This window comes from Eikenella sp. NML99-0057 (assembly GCF_001648535.1).
GTDB classification, from domain to species: Bacteria; Pseudomonadota; Gammaproteobacteria; order Burkholderiales; family Neisseriaceae; genus Eikenella; species Eikenella exigua.
The window spans coordinates 66,603-86,660 of the sequence record NZ_LXST01000005.1; the positions used below are offsets into that span (position 1 = coordinate 66,603).

Genomic DNA, 20,058 nt, shown 5'->3' on the forward strand with positions numbered 1-20,058 from the left:
TTGTTCAAGAACATTTTCAGGTAGCCTTTCCACTGCTGGGGAAGGCTACCTGAAAATTTAACAGGCTACCTGAAATCCATATCTGTAATGCCGCAGATTATTTCAGGTAGCCCGTGTTAATCCAGCGGATAGGATAAAACCCAACCCGGCAAAATTTCAGCCCGCCGCACACCCGCCCACCACAAAATCCCCTTGCCTCATGGCAACCGCGCCTAAATTTCCATTCCACGGGTTGGAAAAACCCCGCCGCCCGTTTACAATGGCACACTTTCATTTTTCTTTTTGGAGTCTTGCCCCATGTTGCATTTCCCACTCGCCACCGCAGCCCAGCCCGACCTGATGAGTACCATTCAGAGCTTCCTCCCGCTGATTTTCCTCTTCGCCATGCTCTACTTCATGATTCTCCGGCCGAAACAGCGTGACGAGAAGCGCCGCCGCGAGATGCTCAGCGAACTGAAAAAAGGCGACAAAGTGATGACCGGCGCCGGCATGATCGGCAGAGTTTCCAAAATCGGCGAAGAAATCATCGGCCTAGAAGTTGCCCCCGACACCGTGGTTGAGTTTCACCGCGACGCCATCATCAAAAAGCTCGAAAACTAACCTTTTCCTACGGCGCAGCAGCCGCATTCCGGCCACGCTGCCCGTTTTCCGTTTCTGAAAGCCCGTTATGAACCGTTATCCGCTTTGGAAATACCTGCTGATTGGGCTGGTTATCGTTGTATCCGCCATCTACGCCCTGCCCAACCTCTACGGCGAAACCCCGGCCGTTCAGGTTTCCACCAACCGCCAGTCGATCCACATCGATCAAACCACCGAACAAGCTGTGGAAGAGGCATTGAAGGCAGCCAACATCCAGCACAACGGCATGTTTATTGCCGACGGCAGCCTGCGCGTGCGCCTGCCCAATGAAGAGTTGCAGAGCAAAGCCCGCGACGTTATCGAGCAGAAATTGGGCGACAACTACATCATCGCCCTCAACCTGATTGCCAACACCCCCGACTGGATGACCAAGCTCGGTGCCAACCCGATGTTCCTCGGCCTCGACCTGCGCGGCGGCGTGCACTTCACCATGCGTGTAGACATGCACGCAGCAGTGGACAAAACCTTCGACCGCATCTCCGGCGACTTCCGACGCCAGCTGCGCAAAGATAAAATCCGCACCGGCAATATGCGCCGCAGCGGCGATACGCTGATTGTGCCTTTCCAAGATGCAGCTACCCTGCAGGCCGCCCTGCCCAAACTGAAAGAAACTGCTCCGGATGCGGAATTGAGGGCTGACGGCAACAACTTGGTGGTGAGCCTGCCCGAGGCCACCCAAACGCAAATCCGCGATGCCGCCGTGAAGCAAAACATCAACACCCTGCACAACCGCGTGAACGAATTGGGCGTGGCCGAACCGATTATCCAGCAAGCCGGCCCCGACCGCATCGTGGTGCAGCTGCCCGGCGTGCAAGACACCGCCAAAGCCAAAGACATCATCGGCCGCACCGCCACGCTGGAAGTGCGCATGGTGGCCGACGACCCCGCGCTGCTGCAACAGGCGGAAGCCGGCAACGTGCCAGCCGGCTATGAATTGCTGCCCACCGCCGAAGGCGGCCAGCTTTTAGTGAGCAAGCAGGTGGAATTCACCGGCGACAACATCAACGATGCCCAAGCCGGCTTCACCCACGACAACCGCCCATCGGTAAACCTGAAGCTCGATAACGCCGGCACCAGCATCTTCGCCGATCTTACCCGCAACAACGTCGGCCGCCGCACTGCGATGATCCTTATCGACCAGGGCAAAGCCGAAATCGTTACCGCGCCGACCATCAACGAACCAATTCCCGGTGGCAACGTGCAAATTTCAGGTAGCATGAACGTGGCTGAAGCCAACGATACCGCTCTCCTGCTGCGCGCCGGCTCGCTGGCCGCGCCGATGGAAATCATCGAAGAGCGCACCATTGGCCCCTCTATGGGTAAGGAAAATATCCAAAAAGGTTTCCACTCCACGCTGTGGGGCTTCCTGGTTGTGGCCGCCTTTATGGTAGTGTACTACCGCCTGTTCGGCATCTTCTCCGTGCTGGCACTCACTGCCAACCTGTTGTTCCTAGTTGCAATTTTGTCGCTGCTGCAAGCCACGCTCACCCTACCCGGCATTGCAGCCATTGCGCTCACGCTCGGTATGGCCATCGATTCCAACGTGCTGATTAACGAGCGTATCCGGGAAGAGCTGCGCGACGGCATGAGCCCGCAACAGGCCATCAGCGAAGGCTACCGCCACGCTTGGAACACCATTGTCGATTCCAACATCACCTCGCTGATTGCCGGTATCGCCCTCTTGGTATTCGGTTCCGGCGCAGTACGCGGCTTTGCCGTGGTGCACTGTATCGGCATCCTTACTTCTATGTTCTCATCCGTGGTGGTATCCCGTACCTTCGTGAACCTATGGTATGGCCGCCGCCGCAAGCTGAGTACTTTGTCCATCGGCATCACCCTGCCTACCGCCAAGGAGCACTAAGATGGATTTCTTCCACCGTTTGAAACACGACATTCCGTTCATGAGCTACGGAAAAATCACCACCCTGATTTCGCTGCTTACCTTCATCGCCGCTGTGTTTTTCCTCGTCACCAAAGGGCTCAACTACTCGGTTGAGTTTACCGGCGGCACCGTTATCGAAGTGCAATACACCCAACAGGGCGCCGACCCCAACCAAGTGCGTACCCGCCTGAACGAGCTCAAAATAGGTGAAGCCCAAGTGCAAAACCTGGGCACTAACAAGCAGCTGATGATCCGCCTGCCCAACCGCCAAGACATGTCCTCTGCCCAACTCTCCAACAACGTACTGGAACTGCTGCGCAAAGACCATGCCGACGCCAGCCTGCGCAAGGTTGAATTCATCGGCCCGCAAGTGGGTGAAGAGCTGGTTACCCATGGCCTGTTGGCCTTGGGCATGGTGGTGGTCGGCATCATCATCTACCTCTCCGTGCGCTTCGAATGGCGCTTTGCCGTATCCGCCATCATCGCCAATATGCATGACGTGGTGGTGATTCTCGGCTGCTTTGCCCTGTTTCAATGGGAGTTTTCGCTCACCGTGCTGGCCGGCATCCTGGCCGTGCTCGGCTATTCGGTGAACGAATCGGTGGTGGTGTTCGACCGTATCCGCGAAAATATCCACAAACCCGCTATGCGCGGCAAAACCATCCCGCAGATTATCAATAACGCCATTACCGCCACCATGAGCCGTACCATCATCACCCACGGTTCCACCGAAGCCATGGTGGTATCCATGCTGGTATTCGGCGGTGCCGCCCTGCACGGCTTTGCCATCGCGCTCACTATCGGCATCGTGTTCGGCATCTACTCCTCTGTACTGGTAGCCAGCCCGCTACTCCTCTTCTTTGGCCTCACTCGCGAAAACATCCACAAACCGCAGAAGCAGAAAGAAGAAGCCGTAGTGTAAGCAGCTGCTCATATCCACAACAGGCATCAAAACGGCATAGGCTACCTGAAACCCTAGTAGACTTTCAGGTAGCCTTATTCAACATAGCATCTTAACAGCCGAGATACATTTTCCTATCTGAAGCAATAAACCAAAGGCTATACGGCAACAAACACAGTACAAAAGGCTACTGAAAGTGTCAGCTCCAACAAAGTTAAAACGCAGAGCAACGTAGTTTCCGTGAAGCTAAAATTTCAAGTAGCCTTCATTAATGCGGCTATAACATTTATTTGAGTTGCGAAGCTGCGGCCGCATGTTGCACACATTCGGCCTGCGCACCCAACCAGCCGGCAGCCAAGGAGCAACCATTCTGCTCCAGCCAAAAATAACCGCCACCAGCCACCAAGGCCACCACCAAACGGATACCCAAGTTCGAGCCAAAGGTATCCACTACAAACATCATCAGCGAAGCCCAAGCCCAAACTAAACTCCACTGCAAAGCCCATACCGTATCCGTGTTGGGCATCTGCCACTGCATAAACCCATTGGCCACAATAGCGATAATGGCAAAAAACAGCCCCTCCAACAATACGCTTGGCTCACGCTCGCCCATCCAAAGGCACCAAAATCCCAATATAAACGCCATCAACATTTTTGTTTTCCCTTTCCAGCGGTGTTGCTTCCAAAAGTAATATTTATCGGCTCCCCCAACAATCCGCCATGCAGGCAAACCATCGGGTTGAGTTATCCGTTTATTTTACCCTTATATACAAATTCCTGACAATTCCTAAATTCCATTATCCATCGGCTTACAAACCTAGTTGTACCATTGCGTGTAAACACACCAATCCCACTGCCGACACTTGCTGAAAATGCGGCTAAATGCTTCATTTTGATACACAACAAACAGCAATCCTTAACCCATTTCATCTATAATACAACCACCCACCATCGAGACCGCACACCATGAGCATCTACGCCCTTAAACCCAAATTCCAAAACCTGCTGCGCCCGCTGGTGCGGTGGTTGTATCAGAAAGGGGGAACGGCCAATCAGGTAACTGTGTTTGCCTGTGCAATATCCATTGCGCTCGGGCTGCTGCTGTCTTGCTTGGCACACTTTCCCGTGCTGTTTTGGCTCATGCCCGTGTGGCTGTTTCTGCGTATGGTGTTGAACGCGGTGGACGGTATGCTGGCACGCGAGTTTGACCAACAATCAGCCTTGGGCGGCTACCTGAACGAGATCACCGACGTAGCCGCCGATGCCGCGCTGTATCTGCCTTTTGCCTTTATCGCCCCTTTCGGCGGCCTGCAAATTGCCCTATTTATTTGGCTTGCAGCTATGACAGAATTTTGCGGCGTGCTGGGACAGGTGCACGGTAACGGGCGGCGTTATGACGGCCCATTCGGCAAAAGCGACCGCGCGTTCTTTATTGGCGTGCTGGCGGTGTGGTATGCGGCAGTAGGCAGTTTTCATATCGCTTTCTACGCCCTCATGTGGCTGGCCTGCGCGGCATTGGTTTACACCTGCTATAAGCGCATTATCAACGGATTAAAGGCTACCTGAAAAACCGATCATGAAAAAAGTATTCAATGCTTGGACTGTGGCTTCCTACTGATTATCGCCATCTACACTTATCGTTTCGCCGGGAAAACCGGTTGGCACAGCAAAGGGCTGTGGTTGGGCGTTGCCATCTGCGTGGGCTTGGTCTTCTTAGATGCCTATTTAGAAGCCGTGCGGGAAAGCGGGCAATACAGCCGCTTCGAGCGCTGCGTTACCAAAATCTGGGTTTGGTTTGCCGTGGCTTTTTTCAGCATCGCCACACTCGCCTTTGCCGGGGCAACCGTTTGGTTGCTGGTGATGGCCGTGCAGTCCATCCCGCGTTCGATTCCGGCCGCCGTGCCAATGTTTATGCTATCCTTCGCACCCGCCTTGTTTGTGATTGTGATGCTGAAACATCTTCAAAGGAATTTGGATTATTGATTTTTCAGGTAGCCTCCCATAAAGGCTACCTGAAAGCCTCCCAACAAAATTAAAATCGGTCAACATTTATCCCCACACATCAACCCCTATGCAAAAATCCTTCCCCATCATCCCCCTCCTGCTTACCATTTTCATTGCCGCACTCATCATCTGGTCGGGCATCAACCCGTCTGACCGTGCCGTTTGGTATGCCGAAATCATCCCCGTGTCCGCTGTATTTATCGCGCTCATCGCCACTTACCGTCGCTTCCGCCTCAGCAATCTGGCTTATGTATTCATGAGCTTCTGGCTGATTATGCATACCATCGGTGCACACTACACCTTCGCCGACGTGCCTTTCGATTGGGCCAACCGCCTGCTCGCTCCGCTTTTGGGCGAAGGGCGCAACCATTTCGACCGTGTTGGCCACTACATCATCGGCTTCTATGCCTACCCGATGGCCGAATGGCTGCTGCGCCGCAAGCTTTGCCGTGTGCCGATTGCCTTGTTCTTTTCCCTGTTCTTCATCATGAGCGTGGCTGCGGCTTACGAAATCATCGAATGGCAGTATGCCGTGATTGACGGCGGCCAGGCTGGCATAGAAGTGCTCGGCTCACAAGGTGATATTTGGGACGCGCAAAAAGACATGCTCTCCGACACGCTGGGCGCGCTCACTTCCTTATTCATTTTCCTGTTTACCCGCCCAGATAAACGTTTGGGCAGCCAATCTTAACTGTTAAAGGCTACCTGAAAACGCATCAAACCGATTTTCAGGTAGCCTCTTTAAAATGTATTTCACCAAGGAGTACACATATGCAGGAACAGCAAAAATATTTCGCCACCCAAGACGGCACCGAACTTTTCTACCGCTACCGCCCCGCTGCCGACGGTTCGGCCGATAAGTCCATCGTGCTGTTCCATCGCGGACATGAACATTCCGGCCGGATGATGTTTGTTGCCGACGAACTCGGTTTCGACGATTTTGCCTATTTCGCATGGGACGCGCGCGGCCATGGCCACAGCCCCGGCGAACGTGGCGACAGCCCCAGCATTGGCACTTCCGTTGCCGACGTGGACGACTTCATCCGCCATATACAAAGCGAATACGGCATCAAACCCGAAAACATCTGCGTGATCGCGCAAAGCGTTGGCGCGGTATTGGTGTCCACTTGGCTGCACGACTACGCGCCGAAAATCCGTTGCGCCGTATTGGCATCGCCCGCCTTCAAAGTCAAACTCTACGTTCCTTTTGCCCGCACCGGCCTGAAAATCATGCAGAAATGGCGCGGCAATTTCTTTGTAAACAGCTACATCAAAGCCCATTACCTGACCCACAACCAAGAACACCAAACCAGTTACGACAACGATCCGCTGATTACCCGCGCCATTTCCGTGCGCATTCTGCTCGGTTTATATGAAGCCGCCGAGCGTGTTGTTGCCGACGCGCAAGCCATTACCACGCCCGTGCAGCTTTTGATTTCCGGCAGCGACTGGGTTGTTCATCACAAACCGCAACACGATTTCTACAACCGTTTGGGCAGCCGTATCAAAGAACGCCATATTCTGGACGGCTTCTATCACGACACATTGGGCGAGCAAAACCGCGAAATCGCCTTTGTTGAAATGCGTCGTTTTATCCGCGAACGTTTCAATCAGCCTTTATATCAAGTCGATTTGACCCAAGCGCACTTACATGGCGAAAGCCGCCGCGAAGCCGACGAACTGGCAACACCTTTGCCTATTTGGTCGCCGCGCGGCGCATTCTGGGCGGCTTACCGCGCCTCCCTCGACCTCGGCGCGCGCTGGAGCGAAGGTTTGAAAATCGGCAAGGAAACCGGCTACGACTCCGGCAGTACGCTCGATTATGTGTACCGCAACCAACCGCAGGGCAGCAATGCCTTTGGTGTGGCGGTGGACAAACACTATCTCAACGCCATCGGCTGGCGCGGCATCCGCCAACGCAAAATCAATATCGGCAAAGCGATTCAGACGGCCTCTGCCAAGCTGCGCAAAGCGGGCAAACCGGTACATGTTCTCGATATTGCCTCGGGGCATGGCCGCTATGTGCTCGACGCGCTGACTGCCGATACGTTGCCCGATTCCGTGCGCCTGCGCGATTACAGTCCGATTAACGTTGAAGCCGGACGCAAGCTGATTGCCGAACGCGGCCTGCAAGACACGGTTACTTTTAACGAAGTCAATGCCTACGACCGCGCCAATTATCAGGATTTGCAGCCCCGTCCTACGCTGGGCATCGTTTCCGGCCTGCATGAATTGTTTGCCGACAACGATTTGATTTTGAACTCGCTCTACGGCTTCGGCGATGCGATTGAAACAGGCGGCTACCTGATTTACACCGGACAGCCGTGGCATCCGCAGCTCGAAATGATTGCACGCGCGCTGACTAGCCATAAAGCGGGCAGCCCGAACTGGGTAATGCGCCGCCGCAGCCAGCAGGAAATGGATCAATTGGTTGAGAAAGCCGGTTTTGAAAAAATCCGCCAATGGATAGATGAATACGGTATTTTCACCGTGAGCCTGGCGGTGAAAAAATAAAATAAGAAAAGGCCGCCTGAAAATCAGACGGCCTTTTATCGAAAAATCTTAGTTGCTGGCGTTCACAGGTGAGCAGTTTTTCACCACGAAACGGCCGCCAGGAGCGGTCAAGCCCACCACGTCGGAGGTGGTGTGGGTGTTTCTGTCGATGTAGCCGGCAGACAGAGAGTAGCCGCGACGGTTGGTAAAGGTGGTACCGGTGCTGTCGGACTGTCTTCTGTTATAAGCCAGGTTTACCTGCGTACCGGCGGCATTAACCGCAGCGCTTACCGGCTTGCCTTGGCGGTTGAACTCATACAACACGTTCAACTGTTTGCCGTTGTCGCAGGTGTAGGAAACCATGCCGCCGGGCGCAGCCGCAGCACTCAGGGAAATGGCAGCCAGCGCAGCCGCAGTAACAACAGATAATAGTTTCATAATGGTTATGACTCCTAATTGAGCGTCAAGAAATTTTTCAGGTAGCCTCAAGCCGCCTGTGTTGTTCTAAAGCAAATGAATAATCTGCCCAAACAGCAGGCGGTATTGTAGTCTTCCAGCAAAAATATTCAACCAATGCAATAGTAAAATAATATCATACCTCTAAGTATGACAAATTAACTTAATTTCTGCTGCATTGTTGGCATGCCTTGTATTGAAAGCGGATTTCATCTGATTTACATTGAATATTTACAATCCTCTCCATGAAACCCACCCTGAAAACCTCACTGTTCAAGCTTGTTTTGGTCGGCGTGCTGTTCTACACCAGCTATGGCTTGTCCAACCATTACGCGGCATCGCTAGCCTATGTGCCGGAAATCGCTTTTGCATGGGAACATGGCATTCCGTTTTGGGCGTGGACGATTGTGCCGTATTGGTCGTTGAATCTGATGTACGCAGCAGCATTTTTCCTTTGCCGAGATGCGTATGAACAAAACCGCTACGTCGCACGGCTTGTGGCGGCGCAAATCATTGCCACCACTTGCTTCATGCTGTTTCCGCTGCATTTCAGCTGGCCGAAATTGCCTACCGACGGGTTGTCGGGTTGGCTGCTTGACTCGTTGGTAGCATTTGATTTGCCGTACAACCAAGCGCCATCGCTGCATATTGCATTGGCGGTGATCGTTGGTGCATTTTATTCGCGCTTCCCCAAAATCCGTTTGCCGATTTTGCTGTGGCAAAGCCTGATTGCCTTGTCGGTGCTGACGACTTACCAACACCATTTTATCGACGTGCCAACCGGCGCGCTGCTGGGCTGGCTGGTGTTGTGGGCCATACCGCAACGCGGCGTATCGCCTTTCAAGAGACGAGATTTGTTTGTAGTACAGCCAGCTGAGCAAACAGGCTACCTGAAAACGGCATCTTGCAAAGTAAGGCTGAGTTCCGATAAAGCTAAAACTTCCCCTGAAACACGTTCCCGTGAAATCAAAATCGCCATGCTGTATCTGGCGGGCGCGGTATTGTCGGCTCTGCCTGCTTTGTTCGGCGGCGCGTGGTTGTGTACTTTGTGGGTTAGTGTGTCGTTATCGGTGGTCGCTTTCGCCTATTTGACCGGCAACGCGGCGGTGCTCCAAAAACAGGCAGACGGCAAGCTGTCGGCGGCAACAACGGTTTTGCTGCTGCCTTATCTGGCTGGCGTGCGGTTGAACATGGCGTACTGGCTACGCGGCAAAGCGAAGGCAGCACGCGTGCGTGATGATGTGTTGATTGGCAGCGTATTAGGGGTTTCAGATGACCTCCCCGCTGTATTGGATGTGTGCGCCGAATATCCCCGCCCTCGTTATTGCGGCGCATGCCGCGCTCTGCCATTATTGGATATGGTTGCGCCATCTGAAAACAATTTGATGCAGGCGGTTTCGCTACTGGAAGAATTGCGTCGGCAACACGGTAAGGTTCTGACCTGTTGCGCGCTAGGCTACGGACGCAGCGCGGCAGTGGTGCTTACTTGGCTGCTGGTTTACGGCGGCTGTCGGGATTTGGCGCAGGCAACGGCGGAGCTGAAACAGGCTCGCCCGCAGATGGTGTTGCCGCCGGAAACGGCAAAGGCAGTAGAAGCGGCGGCAGGCTACCTGAAAAACTTCTGCGCAGATCAAAAGGAAACCCCATGAACACGACACCAGCAACTGACAGCCTGATTACCACCCACCTACTCGCCACCGCCCGCTATACCGCTGTGTTCAATGCCTTGCTACTGGCTTTATCGGCACAACAGGACAGTGCGTGGTCAGCGGTGCAGCTTGTCTTGGCTGCGGTGCTGTTGTACTACCACACCCGCATCGAATTCGACCGCCGCGTATTCCAAGATTTTGCCAACGGCTGCTACACGCCCGAAGCCCTCGACCAAGCCTTGCGGCAAACCAGCTTGCGCCGCATTTCAGACGACCCCTCCATGTCGCAGCGTGCGGCGGGCGCACTCGCCTTGTGGCGCAAAAGCTTGTATCTAACCGCTGCACAATCAGCAATTTTCCTGATCCAACTTCTCTAATGCCATTGATGCCATGAAAAATTTCATTAAAAAACAACTTGCCTGGCTCACCGACCAAGCACTGTGCCTGTCGGTATCCTTCCTCACCGGCGTCCAACCCAAAAGCTCGCGCGAGTTGGCGTTCAACCCGCAGCAGAAAGTGTATTACGCCAATCACGGCAGCCATGGTGATTTCTTGCTGGTGTGGATTTCCCTGCCGCGACGTTGGCGCTTTTCCACGCGTCCCGTTGCTGGCTCGGATTACTGGCTAACCAACAAACTCAAACGCTTCATCATCCAAAACGTTTTCAACGCGCTCTTGATTCCGCGCCACAGCAACAACCCGCAGTTGATTACCGAGCAGATGAACCACGCGCTCCAAGCGGGCAATTCGCTGATTATCTTCCCAGAAGGCACACGCAATACGGACGAAAACAAAATCTTGCTCCCATTCAAATCAGGTATTTACCATCTAGCCAAAAGCAAACCGGATACCGAATTTGTGCCGGTATGGATAGACAACATCAACCGCGTCCTGCCCAAAGGCAAAGTGCTGCCCGTGCCGCTGTTGTGCGAAGTCCACATCGGCGAACCGCTGACCCTACGCGAAGATGAAGACAAAGAAGCCTTCCTCGCCCGCAGCCGTGAAGCCCTGCTGGCTTTGAATCCGTCTGAAAGCGAACGGAGTGAGCTTCGCCAAAACGAGGGCAACGATGTTCGCCCAAACGAACACAGTGAGCCGCACCAAAACACAGGAGAAGCATCATGAGCTTTGCCAACACATCCAGCCAAATCATTACCGAACAAACCGCCGCCCATCTCACCCCACAGGCAAGCTATATCTTTACCGGCGTATTCGCCGTATTGATTTTTACCAGCATCATCGGGCAATGGCTGAAACGCAAAAACGGTGCAGGCAATGCCACCATTGCCAACCTCAATGCCCGCATCTACGCTTGGTGGCTGATGACGCTGGTGCTGCTGGCTGCCTTCTGGTTTGGCAAAACCGGTACGGTGGTGTTGTTTTTTCTGATTTCATTTGCTGCCCTGCGTGAATTCATGACTCTCGTTTATCGCCGCCGCAGTGATTACTACAGCATGGTAACCTGCTTCTACCTGCTGCTGCCAGTGCAATATTATTTTGTTTATGACGGCTGGTACGGCATGTTCAGCATTTTCATCCCCGTGTACGGCTTTTTGGTGTTGCCGATTATCGCCAGCCTGAGCGGTCAAACCGCCCATTTCCTCGAACGTGCCGCCAAAACGCAGTGGATGGCGATGATCTGCATCTTCTGCCTTTCACACGTTCCCGCCCTGATGTTCCTGAATTTGGACGATTTCGACAGCAGCGGCAATATCCTGTTGCTGATTTTCCTGATCGGCGTGGTACAGGCTTCAGACGTGTTGCAATACGTTTGGGGCAAACTGGTGGGCGGTGCCAAAATCATGCCGTCGCTTTCTCCGTCTAAAACCATATCCGGCACGGTCGGCGGCATTTTGTCTGCCACTGCGCTTGCCGCATTGATGTCGCCGATTACACCGTTTAGCCACGGCCAGGCTGCCGCCATCGGTTTCACTATCTGCCTAATGGGTTTCTTCGGCGGGCTGGTGATGTCGGCCATCAAGCGCGATTACGGCGTGAAAGACTGGGGCAACTTGATACGCGGCCACGGCGGCATGCTCGACCGCGTCGATTCCATCTGCTTCGCCGCACCGATTTTCTTCCACATCGTGCGTTATTTTTGGCACGGCTGACGATGGGCAAAAAGCGATAGCAGGCTACCTGAAAAAAGATTTCAAGCATAATATGCCGAAAAAAAAATGGATTTTTTATCTTGATTTCCTGTATTTTGAAAAAATAAAACACAAAATAGCCGAATATTATCAGGGCGCGTTTTGATTTACGTTAAAATGCGCCCTTTTTTCGTGAAGACCGCCCGCAACGGCGGAAAAGAAACATGTCTGAACACCACGTACACACTTCAACTTGGAAAAGCAAAATCAACGCCTTGGGCCCCGGCATCATGATGGCCTCGGCAGCGGTGGGCGGCTCACACCTGATTGCATCCACCCAGGCCGGCGCGCTCTACGGCTGGCAGCTGGCGCTGATCATTATCCTCACCAACCTGTTTAAATACCCGTTTTTCCGCTTCAGCGCACACTACACGCTGGACATGGGCAAAAGCCTGATTGAGGGCTATGCCGAGAAAAGCCGCTTTTATCTGTGGGTGTTCCTGATTTTGTGCGTGGCATCGGCCACGATTAACGCCGGCGCAGTGGCCGTAGTTACCGCCGCTATTGTCAAAATGGCGATTCCTTCACTGACGTTGAATGTAGGCGCAATCTCCGCGCTGATTATGGCTTCCTGCCTGATTATCCTCGCCAGTGGGCGCTACAAAGCTTTGGACAACGTCTCCAAAATCATCATCGTCAGCCTCACCATCGCCACCGCGGCCGCAGCCGCTATCGCTATGTCGCGCGGCATGCAGATGAAGCCCGACTTTATCGAGCCTACCCCGTGGACATTCACCGCCTTAGGCTTCCTCATCGCACTGATGGGCTAGATGCCGGCGCCGATTGAAATTTCGGCCATCAATTCGCTGTGGGTTACCGAAAAACAACGGCTTAATCCTTCCAGCTACCGCGACGGTATTTTCGACTTCAACGTCGGCTTCATCACCAGCGCGGTGCTGGCCGTGGTGTTCCTCGCCCTGGATGCCTATGTGCAATACGGCAACGGCGAAGAAGTGCAGATGGCGGGCGGCAAATACGTGAACCAGCTGATCAATATGTATGCCGCCACCATCGGCGACTGGTCGCGCCCGCTGGTGGCCTTCATCGCCTTCGCCTGTATGTACTGCACCACTATCACCGTAGTGGACGGCTACGCCCGCGCCATTGCCGAGCCCATCCGCCTGCTGCGCGGCCGCGATAAAACCGGCAACATCGAGCTTTTCGCCTGGAATACTTGGGTGACCGGCTCCGGATTGGTAGTGATTTTCTGGTTCAACAGCGCCATGGCCGAACTGCTCAAATTCGCCATGATCACTGCCTTCCTATCCGCCCCCGTGTTTGCCTAGCTCAACTACCGCCTGGTGAAAGGCGATAAACGCCATAAGCTCACCGCCGGCATGAACTTCCTCGCCATCATCGGCCTCATCTACCTCACCGGATTTACCCTGCTGTTCCTGCTGAACTTGAGCGGCCTGTTGGATTCCCTCAAATAAGCATCGGCCGCCGGGCAAAAGGCTATCTGAAAATTTTCAGGTAGCCTTTATTCAATCGCACACGTGCCTATTCCTTATGCTGCAAGGCCGCCTTGATAAACGAAGTAAACAGCGGGTGCCCTTTGCGCGGAGTGGAAGTGAATTCGGGGTGGAACTGACTGGCGAAGAACCAAGGATGCGTACCCTGCGGCAACTCGATGGTTTCCACCAAACGTTCGCGCCCGCCGGATACGCCGCTGATGACCAGCCCGGCCTTTTCCAGCGCCGGTACGAAATGGTTGTTTACTTCATAGCGGTGGCGGTGGCGTTCTTTGATATTAGTGCTGCCGTAGATGGCGGCGGCCAGGCTGCCGTCGGCGAGCGCCACTTCCTGCGCACCCAGGCGCATGGTGCCGCCCAAATCGGCGTGTTCGTCGCGCTTTTCTACCACGCCGTCGGCGGTTTGCCATTCATCAATCAGCGCCACCACGGGATAGGGCGTTTTCAAATCAAACTCGGTGGAATTGGCGCCTTCCATGCCAGCCATGTGGCGGGCAAACTCGATGAGCGCAATCTGCATACCGAGACAAATACCCAAATAGGGCACTTTGTTTTCGCGGGCATAGCGGGCAGCAGCGATTTTGCCTTCCACGCCGCGCACGCCGAAACCGCCGGGCACGAGAATGGCATCGAAGTTTTTCAGGCAGTCCGTGCCTTCGGTTTCGATGTTTTCGCTGTCGATATAGGTGATGCACACTTTGGTTTCGGTGTGGATGCCAGCGTGCTTCAGAGCTTCGCTGAGCGATTTGTAGGATTCGGTTAGATCCACATATTTGCCCACCATGGCGATGTGCACGGTGTGCTTCGGATGCTCGATGGCATACACGATTTTGCGCCATTCAGTGAGATCGGCCTGCCGGATGTTGAGCTGGAGCTGCTCGCAGATGGCATCATCGATGCCCTGGCCGTGTAGCATTTCAGGAATTTTGTAGATGCTGTCGGCATCGTAGCAGCCGATCACGGCGCGCTCTTCCACGTTGCAGAACAAGGCGATTTTTCGCCGCTCTTCTTCGGGCAGCAGTCTGTCCATACGGCAGATGAGCACGTCGGGCTGGATACCGATTTCGCGCAATTCTTTCACCGAATGCTGGGTGGGCTTGGTTTTGATTTCGCCAGCAGCGGCGATGTAGGGAACGTAGCTTAAGTGTACAAACAGCGTGTTAGCGCGGCTGAGCTGGCTGCGCATCTGGCGGATAGCTTCCAAAAATGGTAGCGATTCGATGTCGCCCACCGTGCCGCCGATTTCCACAATAGCCACGTCTTTATTGGCCGCACCTTCGTGGATGCGGCGTTTGATTTCATCAGTGATGTGCGGAATCACCTGCACCGTGCCGCCCAAATAGTCGCCGCGCCGCTCTTTGGCAATCACGTTTTCATACACCTGCCCGGCGCTGAAGCTGTTGGCGCGGGTAAGCTTGGCGTCGATAAAACGTTCGTAGTGGCCGAGGTCGAGGTCGGTTTCCGCGCCGTCTTCGGTCACGAACACCTCGCCGTGCTGGAAGGGGCTCATCGTACCAGGATCCACGTTGATATACGGATCCAGCTTAAGCATGGTTACGTTCAGCCCGCGCGATTCAAGAATGGCGGCAATAGAAGCGGCGGCGATACCTTTCCCTAAGGAAGATACCACTCCGCCGGTTACGAAAATAAATTTGGTCATGATGAAATGCCCACTTTGGAAAGCATAATTTTACCCCGTTTCCCGCAAAAGCAAAAGCACGGGGCTTTCGGTTTTCAGGTAGCCTGCCTGAGCAAAGGCTACCTGAAAACTACACACCAACAAAGTGCAAAGCCCTATCTGCCACCCTTCCAAAGCCCTGAATGCTATGCGATAATACGCCCGAATTTCAACTAAAAATTTTCTGTACCATGCAAGGCAATATTTTCGTTATTTCCGCTGCCTCCGGCACCGGCAAAACTACACTGATCGCCCGGCTGCTGCAGCATCATTCCGACATCCGCGTGTCCATTTCCCACACCACCCGTGCCCCGCGCCGGGGCGAAGAAAATGGCAAGCACTACCACTTCGTCAGCGTACCCGAATTCGAGCGCATGATAGAAGAAGGCCGATTCGTGGAGTACGCCAAAGTGTACGGCAACTACTACGGCACCAGCACCCAAAGCCTGGAAAGCCTCACCCGCCAAGGCACCGATGTTATCCTCGAAATCGACACCCAAGGCGCGGAGCAAATCCGCCGCCAGCTGCCACAGGCCTACAGCATCTTCATCGCCCCGCCCTCCTTAGGCACTTTGGAACAGCGCCTGCGCCAGCGCGCCGCCGATGCCCCGCAGGTGATTGCTGTGCGGCTGGCCGAAGCGCGCAACGAAATCGAACAGGCACGCCTGTTCGACTACCTAGTGATCAACGACGACCTCACTGCCGCCGAAGCTGCCCTGTTGCACATTATCAAATCCCAGCGTTTTCATTTGGAAAACCAAACGCCCTTCCTCACCAAACTGCTTGGCGGTAGCGAAAACGCCTGAGCCAATTCCGAATTAATCTTTTCAGGCAGCTTCAACCTACCAATAGGCCATCTGAAAACATTTACCCCATTTAATTCACAACATATTTAAGGAACACATCATGGCACGTATTACTGTAGAAGACTGCATCAGCCGTATCCCCAACCACTTCAACCTCACCCTGGCCGCCGCCTACCGCGCCCGCCAGCTGGCCAACGGCTCCATACCGCTGGTGGACGACATCCGCAACAACAAACCAACTGTAACCGCCCTGCGCGAAATCGCTGCCGGCCAAATCGGCGAAGAAATTCTTTCCCGCAGCAAGTAACCATGATTGCCCCCAGCGCCGATTATGCCGCCCCCGTTGCTGCCTGGCGTGAACACCTGTTTGCCCAAACAGGCTACCTGAAAAAAATGGAACGCTGGGCCTTGCTCGAAGCTGCCTGCGTTTACATTTACGACACCGCCACCAAGCAGGGGCAGCCCGAGCGGCTCGAACGCGCCTTCCGCCTCACCGCCGCACTGGCCGAAGAAAAACAGCGCGTGCACGCCCTGTGCGCGGTGCTGGTACAAATTGCCATGGAAGACCTCGGCACACAGGCCGACCCTGCCTTTTTGCAGCCCACATTCGGCGAAGTGTGCATCGAAATCATCGCCCACATCCACACCAACCCAGAAGCCGGCCAAGAAGCCCAGCTCACCCAGTGCCGCCGGCAAATCAACGAGGTTTACCACCTCATCATCGAACGCAGCCGCCAATCCCTGCTGCACGCCGCAGGCTACCTGAAAACCGAAGAACAAAGCCTGCTCAACCGCGCCTGCGATTTCGGCATCCGCGCCCACCAAAACCAATTCCGCAACAGTGGCGTGCCCTACATTACCCACCCTATGGCCGTGACTCAACAGCTGGCCGAATGGCACATCGATGCCCAAGGCCTGTGCGCTGGTGTGCTGCACGACGTGCTCGAAGACACTGGTACGAGCAAAGAAGAGCTTGCCGCCGAATTCGGCCAAGCCATCGCCGACATGGTGGACGGCCTTTCCAAGCTGGAAAAGCTCGAATACGACAGCCAGGCCGAGCACCAGGCCGAGAGCTTCCGCAAGCTCATCATGGCGATGACCAAAGACATCCGTGTCATCATCATCAAACTCTCCGACCGTCTGCACAATATGCGCACGCTCGATGCCAAAAAGCCCGACAGCCGCCGCCGCATCGCCCATGAAACGCTGGAAATCTACGCCCAGCTCGCCAACCGCATAGGCCTCAACCAAGCCTACCGCGAACTGCAAGATCTCTCCTTCAAATATCTGCTGCCCAACCGCTACGCCGTGCTCGAACGCGCCCGCCAAGCCAGCCGTCGCAACCGCCGCGACGTGGTGGGCAAAGTATTGAGCGCCTTCAGCCAGCGGCTGGTAAGTGCCAATATCGAAGCCAAAATCCGTGGCCGTGAAAAAAACCTCTACAGCATCTACAAGAAAATGCAGGACAAAAAACTGCATTTTTCCGAAGTGATGGATATTTACGGTTTCCGCGTCATCGTAAACAACATCCCCGCCTGCTACGCTGCCCTCGGCGCGCTACACAGCCTCTATAAACCCAAGCCTGGCCATATCAAAGACTACATCGCCATCCCCAAGGCCAATGGTTACCAAAGCCTGCATACCACCCTGGTCGGCCCATTCGGCCTGCCCATCGAAGTGCAAATCCGCACCCGCGAAATGGATAAAGTGGCCGAAGAAGGCGTGGCCAGCCATCTGCTCTACAAAAACCCCGCCACCGACCCCGCCGCCCAACGCACCCACCAATGGCTGCAAAATATTCTCGACTTCCAAGCCCAAGGTGACAGCGCCATCGAATTCCTTGAACACGTTAAAGTGGATTTGTTCCCGCGTGAAGTGTATGTATTTACCCCAAAGGGCAAAATCCTCGTGCTGCCCGAAGGCGCCACACCGGTGGATTTCGCCTATGCCGTGCACACCGACATCGGCCACCGCTGCATTGCCGCCCGCGTCAACAACAACATGGTTTCCCTGCGCACCCGCCTGCGCACTGGCGATAGCGTGGAAATCATTACTTCCAACACCGCCCGTCCCAATCCGGCCTGGCTCAACTTCGTGATTTCCGGCCGCGCCCGCAGTGCCATCCGCAACAAACTCAAAAACATCGACCGCGGCGATGCCGTTCACCTGGGTGAGCAACTGCTGCAACGCGCCCTCACCGCCTTGCTGCCCCAAGAGCTCTTACTCTCCGAAGATCTCAAGCAAAGCTATCTCGACGATCTCAGCCGCAAAAACACCAGCTTCGAAGACATCCTCTACGACGTGGGCATGGGCAGGCTCGCCCCCGTATCCGTAGCCATGCACATTGCCGAAATCGCCGGCCGCCAGCCCGAAAACAACGGCGTGAAAATCGCCCCTATCAGCGTGGGCAGTAGCGACAGCGGCCGTGTCCAACTTGCTTCCTGCTGCCACCCCATCCCCGGCGACAGTATCAAAGCCCTGCTCGTGAGAGACCACGGCCTCATCATCCACTGCGATACCTGCCCCAATACCCTCAAAGCCCCACCCGAGCAGCAGCTGGATGCCAACTGGGAAGGCATCGAGCAAAAGAAAACCTACCACACCAGCATCACCGTATCCGCCAAACGCGCCCACGGCCTGCTCGCCGCCATGGCACAAGCCGTATCCCGGCATGGTGCCGACATCGAATCGGTCGATACCCTCAGCTCCGCGCAGGAAAACAACGAAGGCTTCATCGAATTCAGCTTCCGCCTCCAAGTATCCAACCTCGGACAGCTCAAGCAAATCATCCATTCCCTGCATACCATTTCGCAGGTACGCAAAGTGCAGCGCCAATGAGAGTGGGATTTTTATTATTGTAGCTGAGGCAAAGCAAGCTAATGCAGTAGCAGCTATAAGAATCCTCTCCTTAGCCCGCACCGCCGTGTTTTAAACCATATCAATAAAAGACACACATCATGGCCAAAAAATTCCCCATTTCCCCCAAACACCCCGAACGCATCTGCTGGGGTTGTGACAAATACTGCCGCACCGAAGATCTGCAATGCGGCAATGGCTGCGAACGTATCCAACATCCCATTGAAACCGACGGCCCCAAATGGTATAAAAGCGGCGACTGGAGCAACCTGTTCAGCGATGAGCAGCAAATCGAACTCGGCTTCAAAGCCGCACCTACTCCCGCCCCTAAAACTACGTCCAAACCCCATATCAAACTGCCCCTCAAACAGCATTAGCCCACACTGTCTTTCAGGTAGCCTTTTGAGAGAGGCTTAAAGGCTGCCTGAAAATCCACACACCAGCCAGTATGAGCACACTAGCACAGCTGCAATCTAAAGTTTCAGGTAGCCTTTTCTCCATCAATCTATCCAGCCAGCAAAAATGCCGCTAGGCTTTCCAGCAGCATTTCCAATACAACTGCAATCGGGCTTATTCGCCTGATTTAGCGTCTTCAATATCTCCAGCAATGTCTTTGTGTTGAGCTTGCATAAATGACGTTTGGCCCGGTTCTAGAAATTCTCAATCCCGTTAATGTGGTTTTGCCTGCCTGCAAAATGAGTGTGGTAATTAATGTGCAAGCGGCTAAACTCGCTAACATCCAATACATTGGGATACTGTGACAATCGGTATAAGCTACGCTGTCCGGCCTTATCTGCTCCCGGATAATCGGCAGTAGGGTAGTCGCTAATATTGGCTACGGTAACGGTGTAAACCTTGCCATTACGCTTTAACAGCCAGAATACCATAACTTTGCCGTCTGCTCCGCGACTGCGTTTGCCTTTGCGGCCGCCTTCCAAATAACCTTCATCTGCTTCTACTTCGCCATCAAATCGTTCCAAGTGCTCGCAACTATGAAAAAAAGCAAACTCAAACGGTGAAAGTAGTAAGCAGCGGTGGTTCCATGAAGCTAAAACCGGCAGGCCGCCGAAAA

The 20,058-nt window shown here is 54.4% G+C and carries 18 protein-coding genes and 2 pseudogenes; 16 read left to right on the top strand and 4 right to left on the bottom strand.

Translation table 11 applies throughout. The annotated features are described in order from the left end of the window. Window positions 1-297 precede the first annotated feature (297 nt). From yajC to secF, 3 genes are all read left to right on the top strand, one after another. Window positions 298-600: a preprotein translocase subunit YajC gene (gene yajC, locus A7Q03_RS07100; RefSeq protein ID WP_067448545.1), complete on the top strand. Its 303-nt coding sequence runs from the start codon at window positions 298-300 to the stop codon at window positions 598-600. Between the two features lie 67 nt (window positions 601-667). Continuing rightward, a complete protein-coding gene (secD, locus tag A7Q03_RS07105; RefSeq protein WP_067448547.1) occupies window positions 668-2,500 on the top strand; it encodes a protein translocase subunit SecD in 1,833 nt (610 codons plus the stop codon). A gap of 1 nt (window position 2,501) precedes the next feature. Beyond that, complete coding sequence (gene secF, locus A7Q03_RS07110; protein ID WP_067448549.1) at window positions 2,502-3,443, top strand: protein translocase subunit SecF; 942 nt, start codon at window positions 2,502-2,504, stop codon at window positions 3,441-3,443. 265 nt (window positions 3,444-3,708) lie between these two features. Here the strand turns inward: secF and A7Q03_RS07115 are convergent, their stop codons facing one another. Continuing rightward, a complete protein-coding gene (locus A7Q03_RS07115) occupies window positions 3,709-4,152 on the bottom strand; it encodes a diacylglyceryl transferase (protein ID WP_231881776.1) in 444 nt (147 codons plus the stop codon). Window positions 4,153-4,388: 236 nt separating this feature from the next. On the opposite strand from A7Q03_RS07115, the gene A7Q03_RS07120 reads away from it, so the two are divergent. The 4 genes from A7Q03_RS07120 (at window position 4,389) to A7Q03_RS07135 (ending at window position 7,940) form a co-directional block, all read left to right on the top strand. Beyond that, the gene (locus tag A7Q03_RS07120; protein ID WP_067448554.1) at window positions 4,389-4,988 is read left to right on the top strand and encodes a CDP-alcohol phosphatidyltransferase family protein; all 600 of its coding nucleotides are present in this window, start codon (window positions 4,389-4,391) and stop codon (window positions 4,986-4,988) included. 30 nt (window positions 4,989-5,018) lie between these two features. Beyond that, on the top strand, window positions 5,019-5,405 hold the full coding sequence (locus A7Q03_RS07125; protein WP_067448556.1) for a hypothetical protein: 387 nt from the start codon (window positions 5,019-5,021) through the stop codon (window positions 5,403-5,405). A gap of 88 nt (window positions 5,406-5,493) precedes the next feature. After that, window positions 5,494-6,117 carry a DUF2238 domain-containing protein gene (locus A7Q03_RS07130; RefSeq protein WP_067448558.1) on the top strand — a complete coding sequence of 208 codons (624 nt, stop codon included), beginning with the start codon at window positions 5,494-5,496 and terminating at the stop codon, window positions 6,115-6,117. An 80-nt stretch (window positions 6,118-6,197) separates the two neighbouring features. Continuing rightward, window positions 6,198-7,940, top strand: coding sequence for a bifunctional alpha/beta hydrolase/class I SAM-dependent methyltransferase (locus A7Q03_RS07135; RefSeq protein ID WP_067448560.1), 1,743 nt, complete (start codon window positions 6,198-6,200; stop codon window positions 7,938-7,940). A gap of 48 nt (window positions 7,941-7,988) precedes the next feature. Here the strand turns inward: A7Q03_RS07135 and A7Q03_RS07140 are convergent, their stop codons facing one another. Then, on the bottom strand, window positions 7,989-8,357 hold the full coding sequence (locus A7Q03_RS07140; RefSeq protein ID WP_067448562.1) for an adhesin: 369 nt from the start codon (window positions 8,355-8,357) through the stop codon (window positions 7,989-7,991). 263 nt (window positions 8,358-8,620) lie between these two features. Here A7Q03_RS07140 and A7Q03_RS07145 point away from each other — a divergent pair, with 263 nt between their 5' ends. From A7Q03_RS07145 to A7Q03_RS07165, 5 genes and pseudogenes are all read left to right on the top strand, one after another. Next, entirely contained in the window at window positions 8,621-10,024 is a 1,404-nt protein-coding gene (locus A7Q03_RS07145; RefSeq protein ID WP_067448564.1) for a phosphatase PAP2/dual specificity phosphatase family protein, read from the top strand. Continuing rightward, the gene (locus A7Q03_RS07150; protein ID WP_067448566.1) at window positions 10,021-10,401 is read left to right on the top strand and encodes a hypothetical protein; all 381 of its coding nucleotides are present in this window, start codon (window positions 10,021-10,023) and stop codon (window positions 10,399-10,401) included. Before A7Q03_RS07145 ends, A7Q03_RS07150 begins: the two co-directional genes overlap by 4 nt. A gap of 13 nt (window positions 10,402-10,414) precedes the next feature. Then, complete coding sequence (locus A7Q03_RS07155; protein ID WP_067448568.1) at window positions 10,415-11,149, top strand: lysophospholipid acyltransferase family protein; 735 nt, start codon at window positions 10,415-10,417, stop codon at window positions 11,147-11,149. After that, on the top strand, window positions 11,146-12,135 hold the full coding sequence (locus A7Q03_RS07160) for a phosphatidate cytidylyltransferase (RefSeq protein WP_067448570.1): 990 nt from the start codon (window positions 11,146-11,148) through the stop codon (window positions 12,133-12,135). The genes A7Q03_RS07155 and A7Q03_RS07160 overlap by 4 nt, the downstream gene beginning before the upstream one ends. 203 nt (window positions 12,136-12,338) lie before the next feature. Continuing rightward, window positions 12,339-13,607: pseudogene (locus tag A7Q03_RS07165) on the top strand (NRAMP family divalent metal transporter). Between the two features lie 67 nt (window positions 13,608-13,674). Here the strand turns inward: A7Q03_RS07165 and A7Q03_RS07170 are convergent. Next, window positions 13,675-15,306, bottom strand: coding sequence for a CTP synthase (locus tag A7Q03_RS07170; protein ID WP_067448572.1), 1,632 nt, complete (start codon window positions 15,304-15,306; stop codon window positions 13,675-13,677). Between the two features lie 209 nt (window positions 15,307-15,515). Here A7Q03_RS07170 and gmk point away from each other — a divergent pair, with 209 nt between their 5' ends. The 4 genes from gmk (at window position 15,516) to A7Q03_RS07190 (ending at window position 19,363) form a co-directional block, all read left to right on the top strand. After that, window positions 15,516-16,130, top strand: coding sequence for a guanylate kinase (gene gmk, locus A7Q03_RS07175; protein WP_067442676.1), 615 nt, complete (start codon window positions 15,516-15,518; stop codon window positions 16,128-16,130). A gap of 100 nt (window positions 16,131-16,230) precedes the next feature. Beyond that, window positions 16,231-16,437, top strand: a complete 207-nt coding sequence (rpoZ, locus tag A7Q03_RS07180; protein ID WP_067448574.1) for a DNA-directed RNA polymerase subunit omega — start codon at window positions 16,231-16,233, stop codon at window positions 16,435-16,437. Window positions 16,438-16,439: 2 nt separating this feature from the next. Then, window positions 16,440-18,968: a bifunctional (p)ppGpp synthetase/guanosine-3',5'-bis(diphosphate) 3'-pyrophosphohydrolase gene (locus A7Q03_RS07185; RefSeq protein ID WP_153705662.1), complete on the top strand. Its 2,529-nt coding sequence runs from the start codon at window positions 16,440-16,442 to the stop codon at window positions 18,966-18,968. Window positions 18,969-19,087: 119 nt separating this feature from the next. Then, on the top strand, window positions 19,088-19,363 hold the full coding sequence (locus A7Q03_RS07190) for a DUF3079 domain-containing protein (RefSeq protein ID WP_067442654.1): 276 nt from the start codon (window positions 19,088-19,090) through the stop codon (window positions 19,361-19,363). 276 nt (window positions 19,364-19,639) lie between these two features. Here A7Q03_RS07190 and A7Q03_RS10215 read toward each other — a convergent pair. Beyond that, window positions 19,640-20,025: pseudogene (locus A7Q03_RS10215) on the bottom strand (transposase); the annotation flags it as partial. Window positions 20,026-20,058: the final 33 nt, after the last annotated feature.

Excerpts from the sequence above, each read along its gene's own strand:
- yajC (WP_067448545.1), top strand. The coding sequence starts at position 298 with ATGTTGCATTTCCCACTCGCCACCGCAGCCCAGCCCGACCTGATGAGT.
- secD (WP_067448547.1), top strand. The coding sequence starts at position 668 with ATGAACCGTTATCCGCTTTGGAAATACCTGCTGATTGGGCTGGTTATC.
- secF (WP_067448549.1), top strand. The coding sequence starts at position 2,502 with ATGGATTTCTTCCACCGTTTGAAACACGACATTCCGTTCATGAGCTAC.
- A7Q03_RS07120 (WP_067448554.1), top strand. The coding sequence starts at position 4,389 with ATGAGCATCTACGCCCTTAAACCCAAATTCCAAAACCTGCTGCGCCCG.
- A7Q03_RS07130 (WP_067448558.1), top strand. The coding sequence starts at position 5,494 with ATGCAAAAATCCTTCCCCATCATCCCCCTCCTGCTTACCATTTTCATT.
- A7Q03_RS07135 (WP_067448560.1), top strand. The coding sequence starts at position 6,198 with ATGCAGGAACAGCAAAAATATTTCGCCACCCAAGACGGCACCGAACTT.
- A7Q03_RS07140 (WP_067448562.1), bottom strand. The coding sequence starts at position 8,357 with ATGAAACTATTATCTGTTGTTACTGCGGCTGCGCTGGCTGCCATTTCC.
- A7Q03_RS07145 (WP_067448564.1), top strand. The coding sequence starts at position 8,621 with ATGAAACCCACCCTGAAAACCTCACTGTTCAAGCTTGTTTTGGTCGGC.
- A7Q03_RS07150 (WP_067448566.1), top strand. The coding sequence starts at position 10,021 with ATGAACACGACACCAGCAACTGACAGCCTGATTACCACCCACCTACTC.
- A7Q03_RS07155 (WP_067448568.1), top strand. The coding sequence starts at position 10,415 with ATGAAAAATTTCATTAAAAAACAACTTGCCTGGCTCACCGACCAAGCA.
- A7Q03_RS07160 (WP_067448570.1), top strand. The coding sequence starts at position 11,146 with ATGAGCTTTGCCAACACATCCAGCCAAATCATTACCGAACAAACCGCC.
- A7Q03_RS07170 (WP_067448572.1), bottom strand. The coding sequence starts at position 15,306 with ATGACCAAATTTATTTTCGTAACCGGCGGAGTGGTATCTTCCTTAGGG.
- gmk (WP_067442676.1), top strand. The coding sequence starts at position 15,516 with ATGCAAGGCAATATTTTCGTTATTTCCGCTGCCTCCGGCACCGGCAAA.
- rpoZ (WP_067448574.1), top strand. The coding sequence starts at position 16,231 with ATGGCACGTATTACTGTAGAAGACTGCATCAGCCGTATCCCCAACCAC.
- A7Q03_RS07185 (WP_153705662.1), top strand. The coding sequence starts at position 16,440 with ATGATTGCCCCCAGCGCCGATTATGCCGCCCCCGTTGCTGCCTGGCGT.
- A7Q03_RS07190 (WP_067442654.1), top strand. The coding sequence starts at position 19,088 with ATGGCCAAAAAATTCCCCATTTCCCCCAAACACCCCGAACGCATCTGC.